The 24,842-nt window shown below is 75.4% G+C and carries 18 protein-coding genes; 8 read left to right on the top strand and 10 right to left on the bottom strand.

Translation table 11 applies throughout. From position 1 onward, the window contains the following. The coding region (locus ACFVIM_RS15860; RefSeq protein ID WP_384301441.1) for a HEAT repeat domain-containing protein at positions 1-595 on the top strand (595 nt) is incomplete at its 5' end. A gap of 230 nt (positions 596-825) precedes the next feature. On the opposite strand, the gene ACFVIM_RS15855 is transcribed toward ACFVIM_RS15860, so the two are convergent. From ACFVIM_RS15855 to ACFVIM_RS15845, 3 genes are all read right to left on the bottom strand, one after another. Next, entirely contained in the window at positions 826-1,635 is an 810-nt protein-coding gene (locus tag ACFVIM_RS15855; protein ID WP_384301440.1) for an SDR family NAD(P)-dependent oxidoreductase, read from the bottom strand. Positions 1,636-1,786: 151 nt separating this feature from the next. Further along, entirely contained in the window at positions 1,787-2,728 is a 942-nt protein-coding gene (locus tag ACFVIM_RS15850) for an amidohydrolase family protein (protein ID WP_384301439.1), read from the bottom strand. Positions 2,729-3,245: 517 nt separating this feature from the next. Continuing rightward, the gene (locus tag ACFVIM_RS15845; RefSeq protein WP_384301437.1) at positions 3,246-4,097 is read right to left on the bottom strand and encodes an SMP-30/gluconolactonase/LRE family protein; all 852 of its coding nucleotides are present in this window, start codon (positions 4,095-4,097) and stop codon (positions 3,246-3,248) included. A gap of 642 nt (positions 4,098-4,739) precedes the next feature. Here ACFVIM_RS15845 and ACFVIM_RS15840 point away from each other — a divergent pair. Together ACFVIM_RS15840 and ACFVIM_RS15835 are read left to right on the top strand one after the other, a co-directional pair. After that, positions 4,740-7,034 (top strand): BTAD domain-containing putative transcriptional regulator, encoded by a 2,295-nt coding sequence (locus ACFVIM_RS15840; protein ID WP_384301436.1) that lies wholly within the window; start codon positions 4,740-4,742, stop codon positions 7,032-7,034. Positions 7,035-7,147: 113 nt separating this feature from the next. After that, on the top strand, positions 7,148-8,482 hold the full coding sequence (locus ACFVIM_RS15835; protein WP_384301435.1) for a hypothetical protein: 1,335 nt from the start codon (positions 7,148-7,150) through the stop codon (positions 8,480-8,482). Positions 8,483-8,553: 71 nt separating this feature from the next. Here ACFVIM_RS15835 and ACFVIM_RS15830 read toward each other — a convergent pair whose 3' ends face one another. The 6 genes from ACFVIM_RS15830 to ACFVIM_RS15805 all read right to left on the bottom strand — a co-directional run bounded on the left by ACFVIM_RS15830 (position 8,554) and on the right by ACFVIM_RS15805 (position 16,718). Next, the gene (locus tag ACFVIM_RS15830; RefSeq protein WP_384301433.1) at positions 8,554-9,837 is read right to left on the bottom strand and encodes an MFS transporter; all 1,284 of its coding nucleotides are present in this window, start codon (positions 9,835-9,837) and stop codon (positions 8,554-8,556) included. Then, positions 9,834-11,105: an ATP-grasp domain-containing protein gene (locus tag ACFVIM_RS15825; protein WP_384301432.1), complete on the bottom strand. Its 1,272-nt coding sequence runs from the start codon at positions 11,103-11,105 to the stop codon at positions 9,834-9,836. The genes ACFVIM_RS15830 and ACFVIM_RS15825 overlap by 4 nt, the downstream gene beginning before the upstream one ends. Further along, positions 11,105-12,568 (bottom strand): hypothetical protein, encoded by a 1,464-nt coding sequence (locus tag ACFVIM_RS15820; protein WP_384301431.1) that lies wholly within the window; start codon positions 12,566-12,568, stop codon positions 11,105-11,107. The genes ACFVIM_RS15825 and ACFVIM_RS15820 overlap by 1 nt, the downstream gene beginning before the upstream one ends. Before the next feature lie 119 nt (positions 12,569-12,687). Then, positions 12,688-14,067 carry a hypothetical protein gene (locus tag ACFVIM_RS15815; protein WP_384301429.1) on the bottom strand — a complete coding sequence of 460 codons (1,380 nt, stop codon included), beginning with the start codon at positions 14,065-14,067 and terminating at the stop codon, positions 12,688-12,690. A gap of 53 nt (positions 14,068-14,120) precedes the next feature. Continuing rightward, positions 14,121-15,548: an amidase family protein gene (locus ACFVIM_RS15810; RefSeq protein WP_384301428.1), complete on the bottom strand. Its 1,428-nt coding sequence runs from the start codon at positions 15,546-15,548 to the stop codon at positions 14,121-14,123. Positions 15,549-15,764: 216 nt separating this feature from the next. Then, complete coding sequence (locus ACFVIM_RS15805) at positions 15,765-16,718, bottom strand: RimK family alpha-L-glutamate ligase (RefSeq protein ID WP_384301427.1); 954 nt, start codon at positions 16,716-16,718, stop codon at positions 15,765-15,767. 362 nt (positions 16,719-17,080) lie between these two features. Between ACFVIM_RS15805 and ACFVIM_RS15800 the strand changes: the two genes are divergently transcribed. Genes ACFVIM_RS15800 through ACFVIM_RS15780 form a run of 5 tightly spaced genes read left to right on the top strand, consistent with a single transcriptional unit; the run spans position 17,081 to position 22,312 of the window. Then, positions 17,081-18,577 (top strand): phenylacetate--CoA ligase family protein, encoded by a 1,497-nt coding sequence (locus ACFVIM_RS15800; protein ID WP_384301426.1) that lies wholly within the window; start codon positions 17,081-17,083, stop codon positions 18,575-18,577. After that, positions 18,574-20,535: a prenyltransferase/squalene oxidase repeat-containing protein gene (locus tag ACFVIM_RS15795; RefSeq protein ID WP_384301424.1), complete on the top strand. Its 1,962-nt coding sequence runs from the start codon at positions 18,574-18,576 to the stop codon at positions 20,533-20,535. Before ACFVIM_RS15800 ends, ACFVIM_RS15795 begins: the two co-directional genes overlap by 4 nt. Before the next feature lie 57 nt (positions 20,536-20,592). Further along, the gene (locus ACFVIM_RS15790) at positions 20,593-21,024 is read left to right on the top strand and encodes a hypothetical protein (protein WP_384301422.1); all 432 of its coding nucleotides are present in this window, start codon (positions 20,593-20,595) and stop codon (positions 21,022-21,024) included. Continuing rightward, positions 21,021-21,311, top strand: a complete 291-nt coding sequence (locus ACFVIM_RS15785) for an acyl carrier protein (protein WP_384301421.1) — start codon at positions 21,021-21,023, stop codon at positions 21,309-21,311. Before ACFVIM_RS15790 ends, ACFVIM_RS15785 begins: the two co-directional genes overlap by 4 nt. Beyond that, positions 21,308-22,312 carry an AMP-binding protein gene (locus ACFVIM_RS15780; RefSeq protein ID WP_384301419.1) on the top strand — a complete coding sequence of 335 codons (1,005 nt, stop codon included), beginning with the start codon at positions 21,308-21,310 and terminating at the stop codon, positions 22,310-22,312. The genes ACFVIM_RS15785 and ACFVIM_RS15780 overlap by 4 nt, the downstream gene beginning before the upstream one ends. Here the strand turns inward: ACFVIM_RS15780 and ACFVIM_RS15775 are convergent. Continuing rightward, positions 22,254-24,818 carry a BTAD domain-containing putative transcriptional regulator gene (locus ACFVIM_RS15775; RefSeq protein WP_384301418.1) on the bottom strand — a complete coding sequence of 855 codons (2,565 nt, stop codon included), beginning with the start codon at positions 24,816-24,818 and terminating at the stop codon, positions 22,254-22,256. The genes ACFVIM_RS15780 and ACFVIM_RS15775 overlap by 59 nt on opposite strands. Positions 24,819-24,842: the final 24 nt, after the last annotated feature.

Raw genomic sequence — 24,842 nt, 5'->3', positions numbered from 1 at the left:
GTCCTCGGTCGACGAGGTTCCGGTGCCGGTGGACGCGCTGGCCGAGGCGGTGCTGGGCGAGTCGGATCCCCATGTCGCCGGGGCCCTGCGCTGGGCTCTGGCGCACACGGGCGACGCTGGCCTGGCCCGGCTGGCGGAGGGGCTCGACGCGCCCCAGGCCCCGGTGCGCGAACGCGCCGTCCAGTCCATCGCCGAGCTTCCGGGCGAGGCGGCGACCGCGCTGCTGCGGGTCGCCCTGGCCCACTCCGACGTCGTGGTCCGTGGCAACGCGGCCGTGGCGCTCGGCGGGCGGGGCGGTCCCGACGCGGTCCCGACGCTCATCGGCATGGTCGCCGAGGGAACGCGCGACACCGACGCGGCCGACGCGCTCGGCGCGCTGGCGGGCGACCCCGCGCTCGCGGACCGGATCGCCGCCGGTGTCGTCGACCGGCTGGCCCGCGGCGCGGATCCGCTGGCACGCCGACGGCTGGCCCAGGCGCTCGCGGACATCCCGGGGACCCCGGCCGCACAGGCCCTCAGGGAGCTGTCCCGGGACGAGGACCGCGCGGTGGCCCTGACCGCGACCTATGTCCTGACGCTCCGCGACACACGCTGACGGTGCCGGGGGCGGCACCGGGCCGGGGGCGCACCGGGGCTGACGGACCGTGAACCACCCGGTGCCCGGCAGCCATCGGTCCGCACCCGGCCGCGCCCCGTTCCCGCACCCCCGTCCCCGGAGGCCCGTCCCCGCGCCCCCCGTCCTCGTACGCGCGGACACGGGCCGCCGGGACGCGCCGGTCCTCGCGGACGAGGGGAACGAGCGCGCCCGGCGTACGGGGCGGAGGATCACCCGGGTGTGCGGGGGGTGACCTGGTAGGCGAAGGGAAGGGTGCCCGGGTCCAGGGTGGTGACACCGCCGTCGAGGGTGAGGGCCGCGCCGTTGACGAAGGAGGCCGCCGGGGAGAGCAGCCAGACGATGGCCTCGGCGATCTCGCCGGGGTCGGCGGGGCGGCCGACCGGCAGGAACCGGGCGGCCTCCGTGTAGGCGGCCTCGGTGCCGTCGAGCCCGGCCTCGTCGGCGAAGCGGGCCATCCGGCGGTCCGCCATCTCGGTCCGCACCCAGCTGGGGCAGACCGTGTTGGCGCGCACCCCGCGCGGCCCGTAGTCGACGGCGAAGGAGCGGCAGAGCTGGAGCAGGGCCGCCTTGGAGGCCCCGTAGACGGCGGAGCCCGGCGCGGCGCGCAGCGCGGCCACCGAGGCGACGGCGACCACGGACCCCCGGGACTCCAGGAGATGCGGCAGGGCGGCGCGCAGCAGCAGGAACGGGCCGGTGACGTTGGTGCGCATCACCAGATCCCAGTCCTCGACACTGAGCTGGTCCACGGTGCCGCCGCGCGCGACGCCCGCGTTCAGCACGATGCCGTCGATCCCACCGTGGGCGGCCACGGTGGCCGCGACCAGTTCCTCCACGGCGGCCGGGTCGGTGATGTCGGAGGGGTGCGCGAGGGCTCCGGTCTCCTCGGCGACGGCCTCCAGGGGGTCGGAACGGCGCCCGGAGAACACCACACGGTGGCCGTCGGCCCGCAGCCGCCGGACGGTGGCGGCGCCGATGCCGGTACCGCCACCGGTGACGAGGAAGGACTGGGGTTCCGCCATGCCGTCGGCCTCTCGCTCGCTCGGTGGACAACCCCAGATGACTACGCGACGACTACACCGTGACGTGGCCGGTCGCTCGGGGCGACCGGGGCGACCGGCGCGGCCACCCGGGACGGCGATCATAGGCGGAGGGCAGCCCCCCGTGCGGTCTTCACCACGTGATGACCCGCTGGGCGTTGCTGTCGAGGATGGCCGTCACCTGGTCCCCGGGCAGTCCGGAGTGCCGGATGTAGCCGCTGGCGTCGAGGAACTGCTCGCCCGCCTGGTACGGGAAGTCGGTGCCGAGCAGCAGCCGGTCCGCGCCCAGTGACTCGACCGCCGCGATCAGCGCGGGCACATGACCGTGGCCGACCGTGTCGTACCACATCCGGCGGGCCGCGACCGAGGGCTTCTCCGGAGTGTCCGGGGCCTCCCAGCCGTACTGGTGGTCCGCCCGGGCGAGAACCATCGGCAGCGCCCCGCCCAGATGGGAGTTGACGATCCGCAGCCGGGGGTAGCGGCTGGGGATCCCGGCGAGGATCAGGTGCATCACCGAGACGGTGTCCTCGATCGGGGCACCGATCATCCAGGTCAGATGGTGGTCGGCGATCAACGCGGACTCGGCTCCCACCCCGGCCGGGTGGATGTACAGCACACTGCCGCGCCGGTCGAGTTCATCGAGTACGGGCGCGAAGACGGGGTCGGCGATCGTCCGGCCCAGGATCGACGTGGTGGTGGCGGCGCCCACCATGCCCAGCTCGTCCAGGCAGCGGGCCAGTTCGGCCAGGACGGCGTCGACATGGGGGAAGGGCAGCGCGGCGAAGGCGCGGAAGCGGTCGGGCCAGCGGCGGACCACCTCCGCGTAGAGGTCGTTGGCGGCCCGCGCGGCGCGCACCGCGTGGCCCTCGTCGGCGAAGTGCGGCGACTGGGGCGGCACGGAGATCACCTGCCGTGGGATACCCGCCTGGTCCATGAGCGCGAACCGCGCCTCCATCTCCGCGTCCGACGCGCCCGCGCCCAGTCCGCGCTGGGTGTCGGTGTCGGTCTTGCCGAATCCCTGGAGCAGATCCAGGTAGTCGTCGGTCCAGACGTGGGCGTGGATGTCTGTCGCCACGAGGGCACCCCTCTCGGTTCCCCCCGTACGGGTCGGTTGACACGAGCGGTGCGCGCGGAGCGCGTTCCCCTGGCGCCGCGAACGCGCCTCCCGGGCGCGCGGAGCGTGTCGGCGCGTCTCTCGGTGCGGTACGGCGCGCCCTGGGCCGTTCACCGGACGAACGGCGCGCGCCTTCCCCGTACGTTCCTACGCCGGGGCCCGGGTGATCGCAAACGGGAAGGCGGAAACCGGGGCGTCCGTCGCTTGCCGGGGGCGTCCCATCCCTGGCCGGGCGCGTCCCATCCGTGGCCGGGCATGTGCGCTCCTGGCCGGGGGCGTGCGGGCGGACGGCACACGGTCAGGTACGGGCGGCGCGGCTCCCGGGAACGGGCGGCGCGCGGGCGGGGAACGGTGCGCGTGCGTCCGCGACGCCGTACGCGAGACCAGGGGCGGCGCGCGTGACCAGGGCGACGCGCGGGCACGGACGGGAGCGGAGCGCGACACGAGGTGGGGTCCCGCGGAGCGCCCCGGCGGCGGGTCAGCCCGCGAACAGCAGCGGGGCGGCGCCCTTGACCCCCGGGTCGACGGCGAAGACCGTTCCCGCCGCCGGGTCGTCGCCGGGCGCGATGTCCAGCCGTGAGGTGGTGATGAAGAGCCTGCTGTAGTCGTCGCCGCCGAACGCGCACGCCGTGACCTGCCGGGCGTTCACCTCGACGACCGCGTCCAGCACACCGTCCGGTGTGTAGCGGTGGACGGCGCCGCCCTTCCAGAGCGCCACCCACAGTCCGCCCTCGGAGTCGAGGGCGAGGCCGTCGGCGTAGCCCTGGCCCGGATCGACGGTCACCCACGGCTCGGGGGTGGAGAAGTGGCCGGACTCGGGATCGACGGTCACCCGGGCCACGCACTCGGCGAGGGTGTCGACGTAGTACGCGAACGTGCCGTCCAGCGACCAGACCAGGCCGTTGGAGAGGGAGGCCCCGGAGTGGACGACGGAGACATCGCCCTCGGGGGTGAGCCGGAAGACCCGGGCCCGGTCGCGGCCGAAGTCATAGGCCATGGTGCCGCAGTAGAAGTTCCCCGCGGGGTCGCAGCCGCCGTCGTTCATCCGCAGCGTGGTGTCGCTCCACAGCTCGTTGCCGGGGCTGACCTGGCCTTCCGGGGTGACGAGGGCGAAGCCGCGCTCGACCGCGACGACGAGTCCCCCGGCGGCGCGCGGGCGCCAGGCCGCCGCCACGTCGCCGACATGACGACGGGTGTGGGTGGTGTCGGGCTCGAAGGTCAGCAGGTTCCCCGCCAGTTGGTCGACCAGCCGCAGCTTCCCCACCACCGGGTCCCAGCACGGCCCCTCGCCATGGTAGGTGGCCGCCACGGCCCACTCCTCGGCGCGCATGCCCGCTCCTCTCGGTCGTCCCACACCCCCGGGGCACCGTGCCGACGAGGCCCGGGGAGCATAACCGGGGCGACGCCGTGTGGCCGGGTCTTATCGGGTGCGTGGCCGCGCGTGGCACCCGGTTGGTGGAGAACCGGGGAGCGCTCACGGGGCGCATGCGGAGCGACGCGCCGGTGCTAGCACCGCTAGGAGACGGCCTTCCGCTCCTGGAATCGGAGGCTCCGGGGCCCCGCGCACGGACCGCGGCCCGCGGCCGCCGACTTTGGCACCGAGTCGGCCGATTGACCCGCGCGCCGCGGCGGAAAACCATTCCCCCGCAGCCTGGCGCCATTGTCTGGGTTTGTTTGTCCAGCGTCCCCGCGCGACATCGGACAACGAAACCGGGTTAGAAAGGGCTCAGGGCACAGGGACGGCGCACCACGCGGTCCCAGAGGCCCGATCGATCGGGCGCCCTGTCCTCTGGGGGCGGACAGGGCGCCCATGAGCCGGATCGTGCGCTCGACCGAGGGGGATCGCACCGGCCATCGCGCCGTGCGCCCCACCCGGCACGAGCCCCGGCGGGCGGAGTCCAGCTGAGCCCCCGAGAGAGAAAGTGGACTCTATGACTGGTTTCGGGGGAGATCGGCGGCACGGGGGTGGGGGATGAGCACCCTGCGCATCGGCCTGTTGGGGCCGTTTCTGGTCCTCGGGGGAGGCCGGGAGCTCTATGTCCCCCAGGGGCGTCAGCGCACCCTGCTCGCCACGCTGGCACTGCGGACGGGGCGTGTCGTCCCGGTCGAGGAGATCATCGACACGCTGTGGGACGAGAACCCGCCGGGGGCCGCCCGGACCACCGTGCGCGGCCATGTCAAGCGGCTGCGCCGGGTGCTGGGGGACGCCATCGGCACCGACGGGCCCACGCTGGTCGCGAGCGGGGACGGAGGGTACCGGCTGGACGCGGAGCGGACCACGGTCGACACGACGGAGTTCCGGCGGCTGGTCGAGCGGGCCACCGCCGCGCCGTCGGTGACGGCCGAGACCGTTCTCCTCGACCGCGCCCTGGCGCTCTGGCGCGGCGCACCGCTCGCCGGGGTGGCCACCGACTCCCTCCAGCAGCACACGGTGCCCGTGCTGGAGGAGGAGCGGCTCACCACCCTCCACCGGCGGATCGAGATCGGGCTCCGCCGGGGCGAGGGGGAGCGCCATGTGGGGGCGCTGCGCGAGGTGCTCGCCCGGGACGGACTCCAGGAGCGCTTCTGGCGCCAGTTGCTGTACGCGCTGCACCTGAGCGGTCGTCAGGCGGAGGCGCTGCGGGAGTACGAGCGGTGCCGGCGGCTGCTCACCGAGCGGCTGGGGGTCTCCCCCGGGCCCGCGCTGCGCGAGGCGCACCGGACCTTGCTGGTCGCCGGGGCGGAGCGGCACGCGGCGGGCACGGGACCCGATACCTCCGCCTCCACCGTCGGGGCCCGGACGCGTCAGGGAACCGTGGCGGGCATGGTGAGCAGGGCCGGGGCACCCGGAACCGCCCCCGCCACCGCGGCCAGGACACCCGGAGCAGCCCCCGCCGCCGCCCCCGGGTCCGGGTCCGGGGCACGCGGAACCGCCCGTGCGCACGGAACCGCCCGGACGCGGCCGGAGCCGGGCCTGGAGCGGGCCACGGAGCGACGCGCGGCGGGCACGGGGACGGGCACGGGCACGGGCGCGGGCGCGGGCACCCGGTCAGGCTCCGGCACGGGGACACGGCCCGGCGCGGGAGTCACGCTCGCCACCGGGGGCACCCCGGCGGCGAGGGCCACCGCACGCACGGGGACCACCGGGGGCATCCCGGCGGCGAGGGCCGCCCTCCGTACCGGGACCACCGGCGCCGTACCGGGCGGCCCCACCACCAGCGCCCGGCGCGACGGAACCACCGCCCCCGCCATGGGCACCGTGCGGGGCGGAACCGCCGCACGCGCCGGGAGCACGGCCGGCTCCCCCGCCCGCCCCGCCGCGGCCACCGTCACGGCGGCACGTCGTCCGAGCACCATCCGCGCGGCGCGTTCCCTCGCTCCGGCCGCCACGACCAGAACCGGAACCGGAACCGGAACCGGAACCGGAGCCGGAACCAAAGTCAGTACAGAAGCCAGAACCGGAACCGGAGCCAGTACAGAAGCCAGTACCGGAGCCGCAGGCAGAACCGCAGCCGCGACGGGGGTCTGGCCGCGCGCCACCCACCGGTCGGCTCCCGTCCACGTCACGCGGAGGATCCCGCTCCGGGACCCCCGGCCGGGCGACGCGGAGGACGGCGTACCGCCGCGCCCCGTCCCGGGTCCCGGGGCCCGGACCGCGCCGGTCGGGGAACGCGTCGCGGCCCCGGCGACCGGCCCCGCCCGCGCCCCGGTGCCGTCTCCGCCGCCCGGCGGGCACACCGCCACGCCCGCCCACCGGCCCTACCGCGCCCCCGCCCGTACCCTGCCCGTGCCACCTCCGTGGAGCGGCCGCGACGGGCCGCGTCACACCGACCGCGAGGTCCTCGACGCCCTCTTCGCGGCGGCGCGGTCCACCGGGCGGAGCACGGTGGTCCTCCAGGGCCCGGCCGGCGCGGGCAAGAGCGCCCTCGCGGTGCGATGGGCCCATGACGCCCGGACGCTCTTCCCCGACGGATGTCTGTACGCCGACCTCCAGGACGACGGGAACGGAGCCCCGGTGACCACGGACTCGGTGCTGGAGACGCTGCTGGGGGCGCTCGGCTTCCCGGCCCTGGGGCTCCCCCGGGCGCGGGAGGCTCGCAGCGCGCTGCTGCGGGCCGCGCTCAGCGGGCGCCGCGTGCTGCTCGTGCTGGACGGGGCCGAGTCGGCGGAGCAGGTGGAGCCGCTGCTGCCGGGAGACGGCGTCGCGGTCCTGGTGACCAGCAGATACGCACTGCCGCGCCTGATCGCGGAGCGGGGTGCCTACCGCCACCGGCTCCCGCGCGCCTGACGGGCGCCCACCGCGCGCGGCGGGAAGCATCCGCCGGAGCGCCACGGGACTGCCACGACCGCCGGGCAGGATGGGCACTTCGGCACAGGGACACCACGCATCGGGGGGAAGCGATGGACCCGCGCTCCAAGCGGCACCGGGGCTCTCAGGAGGAGCCTCCTCACTCACCACACGGCGCCCGCACCGCGCCGTTCGACATCCACGGCCGGACACTGCCGGAGGGCTGGCGCCGTGGCGGAACGCGGGACGGCCGCCGCTATGAGCCGCCCGGCACCCGCGTACCGCCGCAGGGCTGGCAGATCCATGTCTCGGCGACCGGCGCGAACGCCGCCGAGACCGCGCGGACCGTCTGGGAGTACGCGGTGGCCCGGCGGCTGCCGGTCACGGTCACCGCCGGGCCCCGGGAACTCGCGCGCAAGAACACCCGCGGCGCCGACCCCTCGGGGAGCGGCGGGCTCGCGACGCTCTATCCCGCCGGGGAGCCGGGACTGGCCCGGACCCTGGAGGAACTGGGCGGACTGCTCCACGGCCGCCCGGGGCCGTCGCTCTGCGACAGTCTGCGCTGGCGTGGCGGACCGCTGTACGTACGGTACGCGGCGACCCGTCACCGCCCGGTCCACGACGGCGCCGGACGGACCCACCCGGGGATCGAGGACGGGCGCGGGACACTGGTGCCCGACACCCGGGGGCCGGAGTTCCGCATCCCGGAGTGGGTCACACCGCCCGCCGTCGTCCGGCAGGAGCTGGGGCGCCAGCCCCGGCGGGGCGTCGCGTCGTTCCCGTACGGCGTCACCCACCTCCTGCGCCGCTACCGCGGTGGCGCGGTCTACGCGGCCAAGGAGCCCGGCACCGGGCGGCGGCTGCTGGTCAAGGAGGCCCATCCGTACGCGGGCGTGGACGGCGACGGGCGTGACGCGCGGGACCGGCTGCGGCATGAGCGGGATGTGCTGCTGCGGCTGCGGGGGCTGTCCTGCGTTCCCGATGTGGTCGACTACGTGACGCTGGGCGAACGCGAGTACCTGGTGGAGGAGTACGCCGACGGAACACCGCTCGACGCGCTCGACACCGGGCCCGGTACGGCGGAGCGGGTCTACGAGGCCGTGGCGGCGGCCGTGCGCGCGGTCCACCGGCGCGGCCTGGCCGTGGGCGCACTGCCGCCGTCGCGGGTGCTGGTACGGGCGGAGGGCGCACGGCTGCGGGCCGTCCTCGTGTCCTTCGACGCCGTCCCGCTGGACGACGAACCGCACCGGGTCCCGCCCGTGCCACCGGAGCGCGGCGGCCCGCTCCCGGGACGGGACGGATGCCCGGGCGCACTCCACGACGGCGGACCCGGGCCGCTCCCGGCCGGCCGGTTCGCCCTGGACGTCTCCGCGCTCGCCGCGCTACGGCTCACGCTGGAGGCCCAGGGTCGCTCGGGTCCCGGCGACGGCTTCGGCGTGGCCTGCTGAGTGCGTCCCCGGGGAGGCGCGGAGCATGTCGGCGCCTCCCCGGGGGACTCCCGCACGGCCCCTGGACCGGCTCATCCGTCCCAGCGTGCCTCCTCCGGCAGCTCCCGCAGCCGTCCGACCGGGGAGAAGGCGATCAGCACCAGGGAGACGGTGAACCCGGCCGCCGTGATGACCAGGGTGGCGCGCAGACCGATCAGCTCGCCGAGCCAGCCGCCGAGCAGGGCACCGACCGGCATGGTGCCCCAGGTCAGGAAGCGCAGTGCGGCGTTGGTGCGGCCCAGCATGTGGGGCGGGGTCACGGTCTGGGTGAGGGTGGCGAGATGGACGTTGCCGATGGTGGTGCCGATCCCGCCGAGCAGGAACGAGCCGAGCAGCACCGCCAGGACCGCGGCGGTGGGGCCGCCCGCCACCGGGGTGAGCGCCTGGGCGAACGAGCCCGCGCCGAAGCCGATCACGATGGCCCGCCCGGTTCCGTACCGCTTGGCGACGGAGACCGCGAGGACCGCCCCGATCAGGGATCCGACGGCCCCGGTGGCGAGCACCAGGCCGAGCGTGCCGGTGGACTGGCCCAGTTCACGCAGGACGAAGAGCGGCAGCACCGTCTGCATGGCCATGAAGAAGAGGTTGTTGAAACCCGCGCGGAAGGCGGAGACCCGCAGATAGGGGTTGTGGGCGACGAAGCGCAGGGCACCCGCTATCTCCTTCAGCATGGGCTTGCTCGCCGCCGTGCGGCGCTCCGGTTCCTCGGCGCGCACCAGCAGCAGCGAGAGGGCGGCCAGCACATGGATGCCCGCGCTCGCGACCAGGGTGGCGGGTACCGCGATGGCCTGGACCAGGAGACCGCCGAGGCCGGGACCGGCGATCCGGGCCACGGAACCGCTGCCCTGGACCCGGCTGTTGGCCTCCGCCAGCCGCTCCTTGCCCACCAGGGCGGGCAGACAGGTCGACGAGGACAGGTCGTAGAGCACCGCCAGCGACCCCACCACGAAGCCGGTGACGTAGAGCCCCGGCATGCTCAGCGCGTCGAGCCAGAACAGCACCGGCACCAGCGTCAGCAGCAGCGCGCGGGCCGCGTTGGTGAGGATCAGGAAGGGACGCGGACGCATCCGGTCCACCCACACCCCGGCGAACAGGGTGAGCAGCAGATACGGGACGAACTGGGCACCGTTGAGGAGTCCGGCCTGCCCGGGGGTGGCGTCGAGTTCCACGACGGCGAGCAGCGGCAGCGCCAGCGCGGTGATCTGCGCGCCGAAGCGGGCGGCGCTCTCGCCGACCCAGTACCGGGTGAAGTCGCGATGGTGCCAGAGGCTGGGCGGTGGCGGCGCGTCGGGTTCCACCGCCGGGACGCCGCTCATGGCCGGTCCTCCCCCGGCGCGAGCGCGTAGACCGTGTCGGCGAGCGCGCGTACGGCGTCGGCGCCGGCGTCCAGGACGCGGGGGTCGTCATGGGTGAGGAAGACCCGCAGCGGGCTGGAGAGCAGATCCGTGGTGGGCCGCATCCGGTCGCCGGTGGCGAGCTTCACGGCGACGGCGTGGACGCCGGGCAGCGCCTCGATCCGGGCCACCGCCGCCGGGTCGATCCCCGTGACGGTCCCGGACCGCTCGGTGGCGGCGTTGCAGACCATCGCGGGCCGGTGGCGGGTGTAGACCCGTCCGGCGTGCCGGGCGCGGAACTCCTCGGGCCGCAGATAGGCGAGCGCGGTGAGGGCGGCCTGGTCATGGCCGAGGGCGCGCTGGTGCATCCCGGGGTGCATATTGCCGTTCATCCGCTGGCCGATCTCCACCAGCGCCGGGCCGTGCGGGGTGACGATGACCTCGGCGTGCGCGGAGCCGTGCCGGACGCCGACCGCGTCGAGCACGCGCCGGATGTAGGCGACGAGCGCGGGCACCGGCTCCTCGGCGGGATCGAGCAGGACATCGCGGTCGTACACCGGTCTGCCCGCGACCAGGCGTTTGTGGTAGCGCCAGACGCCACAGACGAGATGGGCGCCGTCGCGGCTGACGGTGTCGACGATGTACTCGGTGCCCGCGAGGTAGGACTGGATGAGGACCTCGGTGTTGGGCTTGCCGTAGACGTCGGGGCCGGAGAGGACGGCGCGGGCCGCCGCCTCGATCTCCTCGTCGCTGTGGCACAGGCGGACCCGGTCCGTACCGGCGGAGCTGAGTGGCTTGACCACCACCGGGAAGTCGGTCTCGGGGGCGTTCTCCTTGCGCCAGCGGACCAGGTCGGCCGGGTCGCCGGAGCGGAACTGGAGGGCGCGGCGCAGTCCGCACGCGCCCAGCCGCTCACCGGTGGCGTACTTGTCCCAGCGGGCCGGGGAGAGCGCGGTGCCGTTGGTGGGCAGCCCCAGCGCCTCGCTGAGCCGGTCCGCCAGCGCCACGCCGGAGTCCTGGCCCGCGATGACGAAGGCGGGACCGAGGGCGCGCAGCCGGGCGAGGGTGGTCTCGCCGTCGTGGACGATGTTCTCGGTGAAGCGGGTCAGATCGGGCGGGGGCAGGGCGGTGGAGACCGTCGGCGCGGCCTGGACGTGGACGAGCCGGACGCCATGGGCGGCGAAAGCGGCGGGGAGCAGGTTGCCGGTGGTGTAGGCGTCGACGACGACACCGGTGGCGGGGGTGGGCATCACGCCTCCGAGGGAGACTCGTGGTAGACACAGCCGACATGGGAGCCGTCGCCGAGGCGGCGGATGTCCTGGGCGGCGCCGGGGATGCCCTTGACGAAGGCACCGCTGAAGCCGTGGACGGTGTGGAAGACGCCCCAGCTGAGGAGCGCGGGAACCAGGGAGCGCGGGACGGGGGCCGGGCCCGGCGCGGCGGCGGGGGCCGGATCGGCTCCCGGGCCGGTGGTGGCCGGGTCGATGGTGGCCGGGTCGGTGGTGGCCGGGTCGGCGAGGAAGCGCTCGCTGTCGGCCCGTACCCGTTCCTGGATGACGTGAGGGGTGGTCAGGGCCTCGGCGATCCGCCGCTCCCACTCGGCCGGGGTCAGCTCCCAGCCCGCGGTGACCCCCTGGCCCGCGCACCCGGTGCTGGGCTTGACGACCAGCCGCTCCCGTTCGGCCCGTACGTGGTCGAGCAGATCCACCGCGCGGCCCTCCCGGGTGGCCCGCCCGGCCCGCAGCGGCCGGGTCCAGGGCAGCAGCCGGTCGATGACCTCGCGTTCCCCGGCGTCGAAGGCGTCCCGGTGGGCCTCGTCACTGAGCAGGCCGAGACAGTCCTTGCCGCCGTAGATGTCGGTGGCCAGCGGGGCGAAGAGCGCGGCGGCGCCGTCGGCGACGGCGTCGAGCAGCGGCGCGGCGAGCGCGTCGGACTCCGGCTCCCCGGTCAGCCGTCCCACCTGGAAGGTGCGGAAGAGCCGGTCGACCCGGCGCCCGGCCGCGGTCAGCGCGCCGCCCTCGTAGCGCAGCTGTCCGATGTGGCAGGGGAAGGCGTCGATCCCGAGCCCGCCGAGCTGGTGCAGGAAGAGCCGCAGATGGGTGAAGTCCGGCTCGGCGCCGGGGCGCGCGGGCCAGGTCACGACCGCGACCGGCAGTCCGGAGGGGGCCCGGACCGCGTCCATGGAGGCCATCATGGCGGCGACGGGGTCGGCGAAGCCGAGCCCGTGCTCCTCCGCGAACGCGGCGAGCGGCTTGTGGGTGCCCATGGCCCGGCTCATCTCGGCGATCTCACAACCGCCCAGCGAGCTGCCGGTGTTGAACTCCACCAGCCGGAACCGGCCGTCCTCGCGCAGCAGGTCCGCCCGTCCGACCGGGACCGGCTCCGGCACCGGCTTCCCGGGTTCGGTACACCGGGCGATGGCGGCGGCCTGCGCCTCGGGCAGGCCGAGCGCCCGTGCCATCCGGGCCGGGTCCCCTCCGTAGAGCCGCTGTGGCAGGGTGGTCAGCACCCGCAGCAGCACCCCCAGATCGTGGTCGAGGGAGCGGACCTCGGGGGCCGTGAGGAAGGCCGGGCGGTTGAAGACGGGCCTGCCGAGCCAGGCGTGGGTGCGGTCGAAGGCGGGGTCCGTGGTGTCGGCCGCGCGGTCCTCGCCACGGGCGTCGTCCAGGAACTGTCGGGTGATCCGGTTCTCGACCGGCGTACCGCGCTCCATGGTGCGGCTCCCCTCTGGTCAGCGGCGGTGTGGATGGTGGTGGGTGGGGTCGGTGGTGGGCGGAGTCAGTGGCGGACGGGGTCGGTGGTGGACGGGGCGGGGCGGGCTGGACGGCCGAGTCAGTCACCGCCCGGGGTGGGCTGGTGCCAGCGGTACGGGATCACTTTCCCGGTACGGGTGTTGCGGTCCAGCGGGTCCGCGCGCTCGACGCGCACGGCGGCCGGATGCTGGGCGGCGATGGCGCCGAGCGCGTAGACCCGGCGCAGCAGTCCGGCGCGGACCGCCTCGGGATCGGCGCTGGGCCCGGCGCAGCGTACGGTCAGGGCGGCCAGGGCACCGGGGTCGCCCGGGTCGGGTGTGAGCACGAGCTGGGCGTCGGTGACACCGGGCGCGGCGCGGACCGTCTCCAGCAGATCGCCGAGCCGGACCATGGTGTTGTGGAACTTCAGCCGGTCGTCCGCGCGGCCCAGCACCCGGAACGCGTCGGGGCCGCCGCAGGGGCAGTCTCCGGGCGCGATCCGGTCGCCGAGCCGGTAGCGGACGACAGGGGCGGGCCAGCCCTCGCCCGTACGGGTCAGCAGCGTCCGCTCCTCGTCGTACTCCACTTCCTGGCCGGGCAGGAGGTGGACGAGTCCGGGGCCGCAGCCGGGGTGGCTGGTGGCGATCACATAGGTCTCGATGGAGCCGTAGTTGCCCCAGAGCCTGGCCGTGGGGAAGGCGCGGATGAGCGCGGCGCGACGGGCGGCGGTCATCGGCTCACCGGCCCACACCACGGTCTCCACCGGCAGGCTCACCCCGGCGGCGACGACCGCCTCGGCGAAGTCGGCGAGCGCGCTGGGGGCGCCCGCGAGGGCGTTGACCCCGGTGGCGTGGAAGACCGGCGCCCAGTCGCCGAGTTCGGCGGCGGCGACCGGGCCCATCGGCAGGACCGAGGCACGGCAGGCGGTGGCCAGGGCGTTGTAGAAGTAGTGGGCGCCCCAGAGCCGCCCCGGGCGGAAGAGGTTGAGCAGCACATCGCCGGAGCCCAGCGGGCGCCAGCTCCGCAGCAGCCGGGGGATGCCCTGGTCGGGGGCGATCGTGGTGATCTTCAGCCGTCCCGTGGTGCCGCCGCTGGCGACGACCTGCCCGCCGTGGCTGGCGGCGAGGGCGCGGGTGACGGCGGTGACCTGTTCGGGCCCGCTCTCTCCCGTACCGTCCGGCGGCGCGCCGCCGAGGAGGGCGAGGCGGGCGGCCTCGGCCCGGACGGACAGGGCGGAGAGGGCGCCCAGCCGGTGCGGGGGCGGGGGTTCGGTGTGCGGGGCGGGCTCCCGTCGAAGTGAGGGCGCGGGCTCCCGTCCGGGCGCTGGTACGGGTACGGGCGCGGGTTCGCGCCGGGACGAAGGACCGGCGCTCCCCGTGGCGGTCCCCCCGGTGCCGGTCGTCGCCGCCTCCGTGGTCTCCCCGGCTCCGGCTCGCCCCACCTCCGTGGCCCGCACGGCCGCGACGGTCGTCGTGTCCACGGCAGTATCCTCCGTGGCGGTCTCCGTGGCGGTCTCCGTGACCTCAGCGGATCTCACCGCTCCTCCCTCTCCGCCGCCGTCAGCGGTCCTCCGGACGGCCAGGGCTCCAGCACGGTCCGCGCCACCCGCGCGGCCAGCTCCCGGCGGACGTCCAGGGCGCCCTCCAGCGCCGTGCCCAGCTCCAGCAGCGTGGCCTCGGTGTCCGGGCGCCCGACCAGCTGGACCGCGAGCGGTCCGGCGTCCGGGCTGACGAGAGCGGGCAGCACCAGCGCGGGCAGTCCGGCGAAACTGGCGACGGGGGTGTAGCCGAGGCGGTCGGTGTAGTCACCGTCACCGGGCTTGGGCAGGGTGGGTTTCCCGGCCCGCTCCACGACCCGCTTCGGCGGGGTGGAGCTGACCGGCATCAGCAGGAAGTCCGCGCCCTCGCGGTCCATCAGGGTCAGCAGCTCGGTGTGGAACCGCTTCTGCGCGGCCAGGAGTTCGGCGCGGCGGCCCGCCGCCGGGTCCGGCGCCAGCGAGGCCCGTGCCACGGGTGAGACGCTCAGCCCGAGGGTGGCCTCGATCTGGCCCACCACCTCGGTGACATCGAGCCCGCACAGCTCCCAGGCGTCCTCGCGGGCCCGCCACAGCTCGCCCGGCAGCTCCATCTCACCCAGCGGCACGTCCAGTTCGCGCAGCGCCTCCTCCGCGCGGGCGAGCGCCTCGGCCAGGGCCGGGGCGCAGGAGCGGGTGTTGGCGACGGTCACCACCCGGACCCGCCCGGCGGCGGGCTCGGGGTCCGCCTCCCTGAGCAGCCGCCGCCGCCAGAGCCAGCCGAGGTCGGCGACCGTGCGGGCCATCAGGCCCAGGGCGTCCTGGGTGGGTGAGACCGGCAGGGTCCGGGCGAGCCGTCCCTCCCGCCAGGTCACCCGCAGCCCGGCGACGCCGCAGTTGGCCGCGGGCCAGCGGGACGAGCCGAGGACGTCGGTGGCGATGGCGAGATCGCAGATCCCGGCCGCCACGGCCACCGCGGACCCGGTACTGGAACCGCCCGGCGACAGCTCGGGGAAGGCGGGGTTGAGCACATCCCCCGGGGCGCCGATGTTCAGCTCCGTGGCGTACGCCTTGCCGCTGACCACCAGCCCGAGCGCACGGGCGCGGGCGACGACGGGCGCGTCGGCGGCGGGGTGGTGGCGGTGGGTGGAGTGGCCCAGTGTGGTCGGCATCCCGGCCACATCGACCGTGTCCTTGACCACGATGGTGACCCCCGCGCTGTCGACCGTGGTGTCCAGCCAGGTCATCGCCCGGGTGAGCCGGTCGGCCCGGGCGATCCACCGGGCGCGCGCCGTCCGCCACGCCTCACGGTCGAGTCCGGCCGCGGCGAAGGCCCGGCCCCGTCCCCGTACCGAACCCAGTAACAGCCCGACGGGGACCTCACCGTGGGGTGTGGACTCACGCTCCAGAGACTGTTCCAGATAGCCGAGCGCTGCGGCGCTGCTCACAGCTTCACCTCTTCGCTTTCTCACGGTCGTTCGCCTCTGGAGGGACGGCTCCGGGCGGGCCCCACGCGGGGTTTCGCCGGGGGCGCGCCCAGGACGGGTCGGTCGGTCGGGGTCATGAGCCAGGAGTCAGGGGCCGGGAGGAGTCAGGAGTCAGGCCCCGGTACAGGGGAGCGTGCGCGGGACGGACCGCCGGGAGGCGCGCCACCGTCGACCGGCTCAGCGGCCCGCCAGGAACTCCTCCAGTCTGCGTTCGTACGCCGCGAACCGGGTGGCCACCACGTGGTGGACCACATCGGCCGGGGCCAGCAGCCGGGAGACCGCTCCGTCGGCCTCCATCTCCGAGAGCCACAACTCCCCGTCGGCGAGCAGCAGATCGACGCAGAGATAGGAGAGACCGAGCCGGTCGGAGGCGAGTTTCACCAGGTCGTGGGCGCGGGAGTCGATCTCGTGCCGGATGGCGTAGCCCCCGCCACGGCTCACATTGGCCACCGTGGACCCCTGACGGGGGATCCGGTCGAACATGGCGACGATGGTGCCCTCGACGGCGACGACCCGGATATCGGCGCTGACGCCGTCGAGCCGGGGCTGCACCGCCACCCCGGAGCGGCTGCCCGCCGCGAGGCCGAGCACGGCGTCGAGGGTCTCCCGGTCCGGGCAGACCACACAGCCCTGCCCACCGCTCCAGGAGAGGGGCTTGGCGAAGACGGGGAACCAGTCTCCGGGCACCAGCCGGGAGTGGCCCAGCCGGTGCACATCGCGGTCGGCGGCGAGCCGCACGGTGGGCACCGGCGGCACCGGCGAGTCCTGGAAGGCGTTCAGTGTGGCGTACTTGTCGTTGAGCAGGATCCCGGTCTCCAGCGGGATCGGCAGCCAGAAGCCGAGGGTCGCCAGGGACGTCACGAGGGACACACCGGCCCACAGGTCGATGGCGTGGGTCGGGCCCGTGCGCACCCCGTAGACGATGATGTCCCGTTCCGGGGAGAGCGGTTCGTCCCGCCAGTACGCCGTTCCCCCGGCGATGGAGACATGGTCGGGCGCGATGACCGCGAAATCGAGTCCGGCCCGTTCGGCGGCGGCCCGGTAGTCGACCCAGAACTCCCCCTCCTCATAGGCACGGAGCATTTCCGAGCTACGGTCGGGAAAGAGATAGAGAATCCTTCTGCGTGTCATGTCTCGCATCACCTTCCCACCACTGCCAAGGCTGTGAGGATCGAAGCCGGAACCGGATCCCCGGCATGGGGCCGGTTCCCGCAGGGGAGGGCCGTGGCGTTCCGGGAGCCCACGCGGGTGGGCTCCCGGACACGGCCCGGCCGGGATTTCCCTCCCCGGATTTCCCGGCCGGTTGGGAACCCTGCACGGCCCGCCTTAACATCCGCTCAAGCGGGGCGCCGGGGCGATTAAGCCGCTCCGGTCCCCCTTTTCAGGAGTTCTTAAGCTCATGGACATGGCCGAAACCCCGGTGTTAGCTGTCGATCGAATCTCATCCAGCGGGCTGTGCCGGGGGGCATTCGATGTGGCATCAGGAACGACAGTTGAACGTCCTGCGCGAGGCCAGACGGGAGATCGTGGAGAATCCCGGAATTCCAGGCCCGGACTTCTACGTACGTAAACTCGCCGGGCTCTGGGAGAGGGCCGCGGCGGCGCCCGCGTACCGGGACATCGGGCCCTTCTCGGCCGCGTCCTTCGCCGCGCTGGCGCCCACACCGCGCGAGGAACTCAAGGCCCGGCCGCTCGACTTCGCGACCGTCACGGCGGGACGGGCGCTGCGCTACTACGAGACGACCGGCAGCACGGGCACGCCGACGCCCACACCCCGCACGGCCGAGGACGTGCTCTGGAACACGGTCTCGGTCGCGGAGTCCTGGCGGTCGGTCCTGACCGCCGGCCTCTCGGATCCCACCGCCCTCGGGGATACCACCGGCTCCCCGGATACCGGCGACGCGCGGGACGGGGGACAGGAGCGGATCCTCAGTCTGATGCCCTCGGACGTGGTGCCAGTCGGCGATCTGATCGCCCAGGTCGGGGACTATCTGGAGCTGTCGCATCTGCGGGCCTACCCGTTCGCGACCGGTATCACCGGCTGGGACCGGCTGGTGGACCTGTGGCGCGGCTACCGGCCGACGACCGTCTTCCTCGCGCCCGGGGTCGCCCTGGAGTGGACCCGGCTGGTGGCCCAGCGCGGGCTGCTGCCGGAGCTGGCCACGGGAGTGCGGCGGCTGATGCTGCTCGGGGAGGTCAACACCGTGCCGTTCCGCGAGCGCCTGGCGCGGTGGTGGGGTGCGGCGGTCCATGACGCCAGCTACGGCTCCACGGAGACCGGTACCCTCGCCACGACCTGCCCGGCGGGCCGTCAGCATCTGCTGACCGCCGGAACCTACTTCGAGCTGGACACGGGCGGGCCTGAGGGCATCGTGCCGCTGGTCCCGCTCGGCTCGGGGCCGTCGCTCGGACGCGCCGCCTCCGGACGGTCTGCCAGCGAAGACGGTCCCGAAGAAGCGCCACGGGACAGCTCCGGGCCACCGCGCGACGGTTCCAGGTCACCACGCGACGGCTCCGGCACCCTCAGCGGGCAGCTGCTGGTCACCCCGCTCAACGCCTACGCCCGCCCGCTGCTGCGGCTGCGGACCGGCGACCTGGTGACCCTGGACCACGGCTGCGCCTGCGGCCGGACGACCCCGCTGGTCACCGTGCACGGCCGCGCCTCCGACACCCTCACGGTCCATGGCTCGCCGCTGACCCCGCGCGAGGTGGAGAACGTGGTGTTCGCGACCGCGGAGACCACCGGCTATCTGATCGAGGTGACCGCCTCCGGCGACTTCGCCGGACTGCTGCTGGAACGGCTGCCCGGCGCCGACCGCACCCGGGAGCCGGACGCCGCCGACGAGGTGCGGCGCGCCTCCAAGGAACACCTGGGGGTGTCGTGGGACCGGGTGGCCTTCGTCAACGCGCTGCCCCGGCAGACCAAGAGCGGCGCCTCCCAGAAGAGCTGGAAGCGCTCGAACATCCGAGTCCTGGAGACAGCCCCGTGACCACCATCGACACGGGGGCCGCTCCCGCCGCCCCGAGCGGGCCGGGCACGGACGCCCCGACCCGGTACGGTCCCGCCGGGCGGGGCCCGGTGGCCGCCGTCGGCGCCGGGACCGGCGAACCCGACCTGTGGTGCACCTACGCGGCGGTGCGCACCCTGTCCTGGCTCGGCCGGACCGACCGGGTGACCGAACCCGGCGCGACGGCCGCCTATCTGCTCTCCCGCCGCAACCACGACGGGGGGTACGCCTGGAGCGCGGGCATGGCCTCCGACGCCTGGGCCACCTTCTACTGCACCCAGGCACTGCACGAGCTGGGCTCTCCCCCGCCCGATCCCGAGCGCAGCGCGCGCTGGCTGGAGCAGACCTGGACGGGCGAGGCCTACGGCATGCTGCCGGGCCAGGGTGCGGAGGTGTGGGCGACGCACTTCAGCGCCCGTACGGCGGTACTGCTGGCCCAGGCCGGCGGCACCGCACCGGCCCCCGCCGACCCGGGACAGCGGCCGGACACCGAGCGCGCCCCCGCCGACACCACACCGCTCCCCACCGACCCGGGACAGCTCACCGACACCACACCGCTCCCCGCCGACCCGGGACAGCTCCCCGACACCGCGCGACTCCCCGCCGACGGTGACCGGCTCACCGCCTGGTTGCGCTCGCTCCAGAGCGCCGACGGCGGACTGGCCTGGACCCCGGCCCACGCCCGCCGGGGCGAGGCCGATGTCCGCGCCTGCTTCTACGGCGTCCTGGCCTGGGCCTCCGCCGCCCCCGGGAGTCCGCCGCCCTGGGATGTGTCCCGGCTGGTCGGCTGGTTGCGGGAGCGTCAGGACCCGGGGGGCGGCTTCCGCTTCTCCCCCGGCTGCGAGGTGCCCTGCCTCTGGGCGACCTACCGGGCCACCGGCGCCCTCGCGGCGCTTGGCGCGGCCCCCGCCGACCCGGACGGCTGTGTCGCCTGGGTGCTGGCCCTGCGGGACGCCGAGGGGGCGTTCGTCCGCTGGGAGGGCTATCCGGTGGCGGATGTGTGGGCCTCCTTCTGCGCGGTCGGCACCCTGCGGGCGCTCGGCGCGCCCACGGAGCCGGTCGCCGACGCCGTCACCCGCAGGATCGCCGCGCTCGCCACCCCTGGCGGCGGATACACCTACCGTGAGCCGGAGCTGGCCGCCGACGCCCTGACGACCTCCGCGCTCGCCCTGGACCCGGTGACAGAACCGGCCCGCCGGGCGGAGCTGGTGCGCTGGCTGGAGTCCTGCCAGCTCCCCAACGAGGGCGGGGTGATGTACATGCCGGGGCGGGGCGCGGAGGTCCGCTGCACCCTGTGGGCGGTCGCCGCGGGCGCGTTCGCCGCCGACCCGGACGCCCGTGCCGTCATCGCGGAGTGGCTGACCGGCCTCCAGAACGACGACGGCGGATTCGGCTACTGGAGCGGCCGGGGCTCGGACCTGGTCTCCACGGCCTCCGCCGTGGAGACCCTGCGGCTGCTCGCCATCCCCGTCACGGCCGCGCTCGACGTGCCCGCGCTGCTCCGGTTCACCGCGAGCTGTGCCCGCCCCGACGGTCATTACGCCGCCGTGCCGGGCGCCCCGCCGAGCCTGCGCGCGACCTTGCAGGCCCACCGCGTGCTGGTGGCGGCGGGCGAGCGGTCACCGAAGCCGGAACTGGTGCTGGATCAGCACCGCGTCCGTGGCGGCGGGTTCGCCAACGAGGGGCACCGGCTGCCGGACCTGCTCTCCACCTATGACGCGGTGGTGGCCCATGAGCGCGCGGACCTGGCGGTGGACCGGGCGCACCTGGCCAGGTTCCTGACCGCCGTGGACCGCCCGGACGGTACGGCGTGGACACCGCTGGCCCCGGGCGGCGGCGGTCCGCTCGCCACCCTGCTGGGCACGCTGCTGCGGACCCGGCTGGAGCCGGGGAGCGGCGGCGCCGTCCCGTCCGTACTGCCCGCGCTGACGCTCTCCTGACGGCCCCGGCCCCTCCCGTACCTATCTCTCCGTCCGCCCACTCCCCCCGGGACCACCATGCCCACGATCACCATCGCCAGCTCCGAGCTGTCCGCCGCCCGCCGCCGTGCCGTCGCGCTGAGCGTCACGCGCTGGCTGACCGGGCGGGGGGTGCGCCGGGACCATGTCGTGGTCCGGTTCGAACCGGCGGACGAGGAGCGGGTGTACGTCGGCGGCTGGCCGGTGGCGGCGCTGCCCCGGCCCGCCGAGGGCGCCGGGCTGCACCACGCGTCGGTGGTGTGCCGCGTCTCGCCCGACCGGGACGAGGAGTTCCGGGCGGAGCTGGCGGCCCGGATCGCCGAGGCGCTCGGGGTGAGCGAGCACACCCCCTTCTTCTATCTGGAGTTCCGCCCCACCTCCCCCTCCGATGTCCATATCGCGGCGGGGGGACCCCTACACCGCTCCGACCGGCCGGCCGGAGCGGACGGCAGCGAAGGACGTTCGGCATGACCACATCCCTGGACCCGCTCCACTCCCGGCTCCGCCTCCTGCTGGCGGCCCGGCTCGGACCCGAGTTCCCCTCGGTCCCGGACGACGCCGATCTGCGGGACGCGCTCGGGGACGCGTACGACAGCCTGACCGTGATGGAGTGCGTCACCGCCGTGGAGACGGAGTTCGGCATCGAGGTGGACCTGGTCGGCGATGACATCCGGCACTGGTTCGCCACGACCGCGCGGATGGCCCAGTTCGTCGGCGACAAGCTGGAGGACGCCCGCACGCTCGGAGCGGGCGGGTGAGCGGCGGCGGCGCCGTCGCGTTCGCGACCTCGGGCACCACGGGCGCGCCCGTGAGCTGGCTGCGCTCGCCCGCCCAGCTGACCGCCGAGGCCGAACTGCTGGCCACCGTGGTCGGCCCCGTGGACCAGGTGGTGTGCTACGCCCCGCCGCGCCATCTGTACGGGCGGATCTTCGGCGTCGAACTGCCCCGGCGGCTCGGGGCCACCGTGCTGCCCCGCTGGGACGCCGTACTGGAGCCGCTCGTCGTCGTCCCGGAGGCGCGGACCCTCGTGGTCTGTCTGCCCTCCACCTGGCCGCTGCTGCTGCGCGCGGCCCCGGCCCTCGCCGCCTGCCGTGAGCTGGTTGCCGTGCACAGCACGGCCGAGGTGACCCGCGCCGCCCACCGGGTGGTCCAGCGGCTCTCGGGCACCGGATTCCGGGCCCTGGAGGTACTGGGTTCCACCGAGACGGGCGCGGTGGCCACCCGTGCGATCGGCCCATACGGGGAGGACGGGGACGACTGGCGCCTCCTGCCGGACGTGGGCTGGACCCGCCCGGCGGGCCGGGATCCGCGACGGCTGACCGTGAGCGGCCCCCGGCTCGCCCGCCGCCCCGGCGCGCCGCCCACCGGCGCGGTGACGATGCCGGACCTGGTGGTGCCCACCGGCCCCCGTTCCTTCCGGCGCACCGGCCGGGGGCCGGGGCTGGTGAAGGTCAACGGCGTACGGTGTGATCTCGACCGGGTCGAACGGCTGGTCCGCGAGGCGCTTCCGGGCACCGACGCGGTGTGCGTCCCGCTCGCCGACGAGGTGCGCGGTGAGCACTACGCCCTCTACTACGCCAGCGCCGAGGCGCTGTCCCCGGCCGAGCTGCGGTCCCGGCTGGCGGGCACGCTCGGCTCGGAGCCCGCGCCCAAGGCGGTGGTCCGGGTGGGGCGTATCCCCCGCCGGGGCGACCGGGTCCTCACCAGTGAACTGCCGGGCGTGGCTCCCGTAGCGGACGCAGCGGACGGTCGGGACTGAGCGGGCGCCCGGGGGGCCGGACGGCGGGCACCGCGGACCCGTCCGGAGCTACTGGCACGGCGGAGTGTTCCGGGCTGACCGGCCCGGCGGGGCGTTCCGGAGCGGCCGACACGGCGGGGCGTTCCGGAGCGTCCCGCACGGCCCCGTGTTCCACTCCGACCACGGCCGCCCCGTGCTCCGCTCCGACCACGGCCGCCGCGCGCTCCGGGCCCTCGTGCTGGACGGCCGGGGCGGCCCGCTCCCGTAACCCGTGCCATACGGTGGCGGAGGCGGAGCCGTGCTCCGCCTCCTCGCGCCGGGCGGCGCGCAGCGCGTACCAGCGCAGCAGCGGATGGAGCCGGAAGCGGTCGCCCGCGCACTGCTCCAGCAGCCCGTGGTCGAGCAGGCCCTCCAGCGCCGCGCGGGTCTGGTGCGGCGGCAGTCCGGTCAGCGTGCCCGCCACGGCGGCGTCGGCGTCCGGTCCTGACAGTCGGCCCAGCGCGCGGAAGAGCCGCCGTTCGGGTTCGGGCAGCCGGTGGTAGGAGGTGTCGAAGGACTGGCCGACGCTCCGGCTGCCCAGCCGCAGTTCGTCGAGCGCGCCCTCGCCCCGCAGCCCCCGTACCAGGGCCCGCGCCGACCAGGCGGGCCGCTGGCGCAGCCGTACGCCCGCCAGCCGCAGGGCGAGCGGCAGATTGCCGCAGTGGGCGGCGACCTCGGCGAGATTGGCCGGGGCGGGGCCGGTGCGGGCGGCACGCCCGGTACCGACGATATCGGCGAGGAGGGCGTGGGCCTCGCTGGCGGTGAGCGGGCCGAGGGGCAGCGGCTGGGCACCGTCGACCTCGGCGAGCGGGCGCCTGCTGGTGACGATGACCAGGCTGGCGGAGTCGCCGGGCAGCAGCGGGCGCAGATGGGCGGCGTCGACGGCGTCGTCGAGGACGACCACCACCCGGCGCCGGGCGAGCGCGGCCCGCCAGCGGGCGGCGAGGAGCGCGAGCCGGGCCTCGCCACCGGCTCCGGCGGTGCCTTCGGTGCTGGTGACGGGGTCCCCTCCGGGTTCGCCCAGCATCCGCAGCAGCAGGTCGAGCGCCTCGTGCGCGGGCAGTGGACCGGGACTGCCCGGCGACGGGTCGTGGCCGTGGAGGTCGAGGAAGAGCTGGCCGTCGGGGTGGGTGGGGCTCACCTCGTGGGCGATCCGGGTGGCGAGGGCCGTCTTGCCGACGCCCGCCATGCCGGTGACGGCGAGGATCGCGGCCCGGGGGCCGGGAGTGTGGGCTAACGCGTGGGCGCGGGCGAGTTCGGCGGTGCGGCCGGTGAAGTCGGCGAGGTCACGGGGGAGCATGTTGGGCCCGGCGGGGCCCGTGGGTACAGCGGGGCCCGTGGACATAGCAGGGCTCGTGGGTACAGCAGTGCCCATGGGCATAGCGGGGCCCGTGGGAGCGGTGTGGTCGGCGGGCCGCTCGGATCCCTCGGCGGCCCCGGCGGAGGCGGCACCCTCGCACGAACCAGGACCGGTCGGCGCGATGCCGTCGTACCAGCCAGGACCGGCCGTCGCGGCGCCGTCGTACGGCCCGCCGGAGGAAGCCGGTACGAGAGGTTCCGGGCCGGCGGGGACCGCTGTGCCCCCAGCCACGGGAGCCGTCCCCCCTCCCTCGCGTACCGACATCGCGGGCGCCACGGCCGGGTGCGCGGCGCGCGCACTCCCGCCGGGCCCCCGTATCTCCGAGGTACGGGCTGCGGTGGCGCGGACCGCGGCGGTCACCGGCACCGCGTCTCCGTCCCGCAGGGCGCGCAGACAGGCGCGCAGCCCGGGGCCGGGACTGACCCCCAGCTCCTCGTGGAGGAGGCGGCGGGCCTGTTCGTAGCTGGCGGTGGCGGCGGCGCGGTGGCCCGCCGCCGTCTGGCAGCGGATGAGCTGTTCCCAGAGGCGCTCGCGCAGGGGGTGGGCGCGGGTGAGGCGCAGCAGTTCGGGGACGAGCCGGTCGCCCTGGCCGAGGGCGAGTTCGAGGTCGGCGAGGTGTTCCAGGGCGCTGAGGCGCTCTTCGACGATGACGGGTTCGTTCTCGCGGCGCAGGCTGTCGGAGCCGATGTCGGCGAGGGGTTCGCCCCGGAAGAGGCCGAGCGCCTCCCGCAGCCGGGCGGCGCGGGCCCGCGTGGGCAGGGCGTGGGCGTCGGCGACGAGATGGCGGAAGCGGTGCAGGTCGACCGTGCGCGGTTCGATGTCCAGCAGATAGCCCTCCCCGGCGTGGACGAGGGCGCAGCCGGGCAGGACCCGGCGCAGCTGGGAGGCGTACACCTGGATCGCCCCGGCGGCCGAGCGGGGCGGTTCGCCGTCCCAGACGGCCCGCAGCAGGCGTTCCCTGGGGACCTGGCGGCGCGGCTCCAGCAGGAGCGCGGCGAGCAGCCGCCGGGGTTTGCGGGAGGGCGCCTTCCAGCGGACGCCGCCGATGCGGACGTCGAGGTCGCCGAGGAGCCGGAAGTCAACGGTGGCCGGGGGGCGGTGGGCGCCGGGCCGGGTCTGTGCAGCCATGGAGGTCCTCCCTCACCTGCGGCC

It is taken from the genome of Streptomyces sp. NPDC057638, assembly GCF_042800315.1.
In the GTDB taxonomy this organism is placed as follows: Bacteria; Actinomycetota; Actinomycetes; order Streptomycetales; family Streptomycetaceae; genus Streptomyces.
Note: the sequence above shows the minus strand (reverse complement) of the source record. Positions and strands in the feature narration are given on the sequence as shown.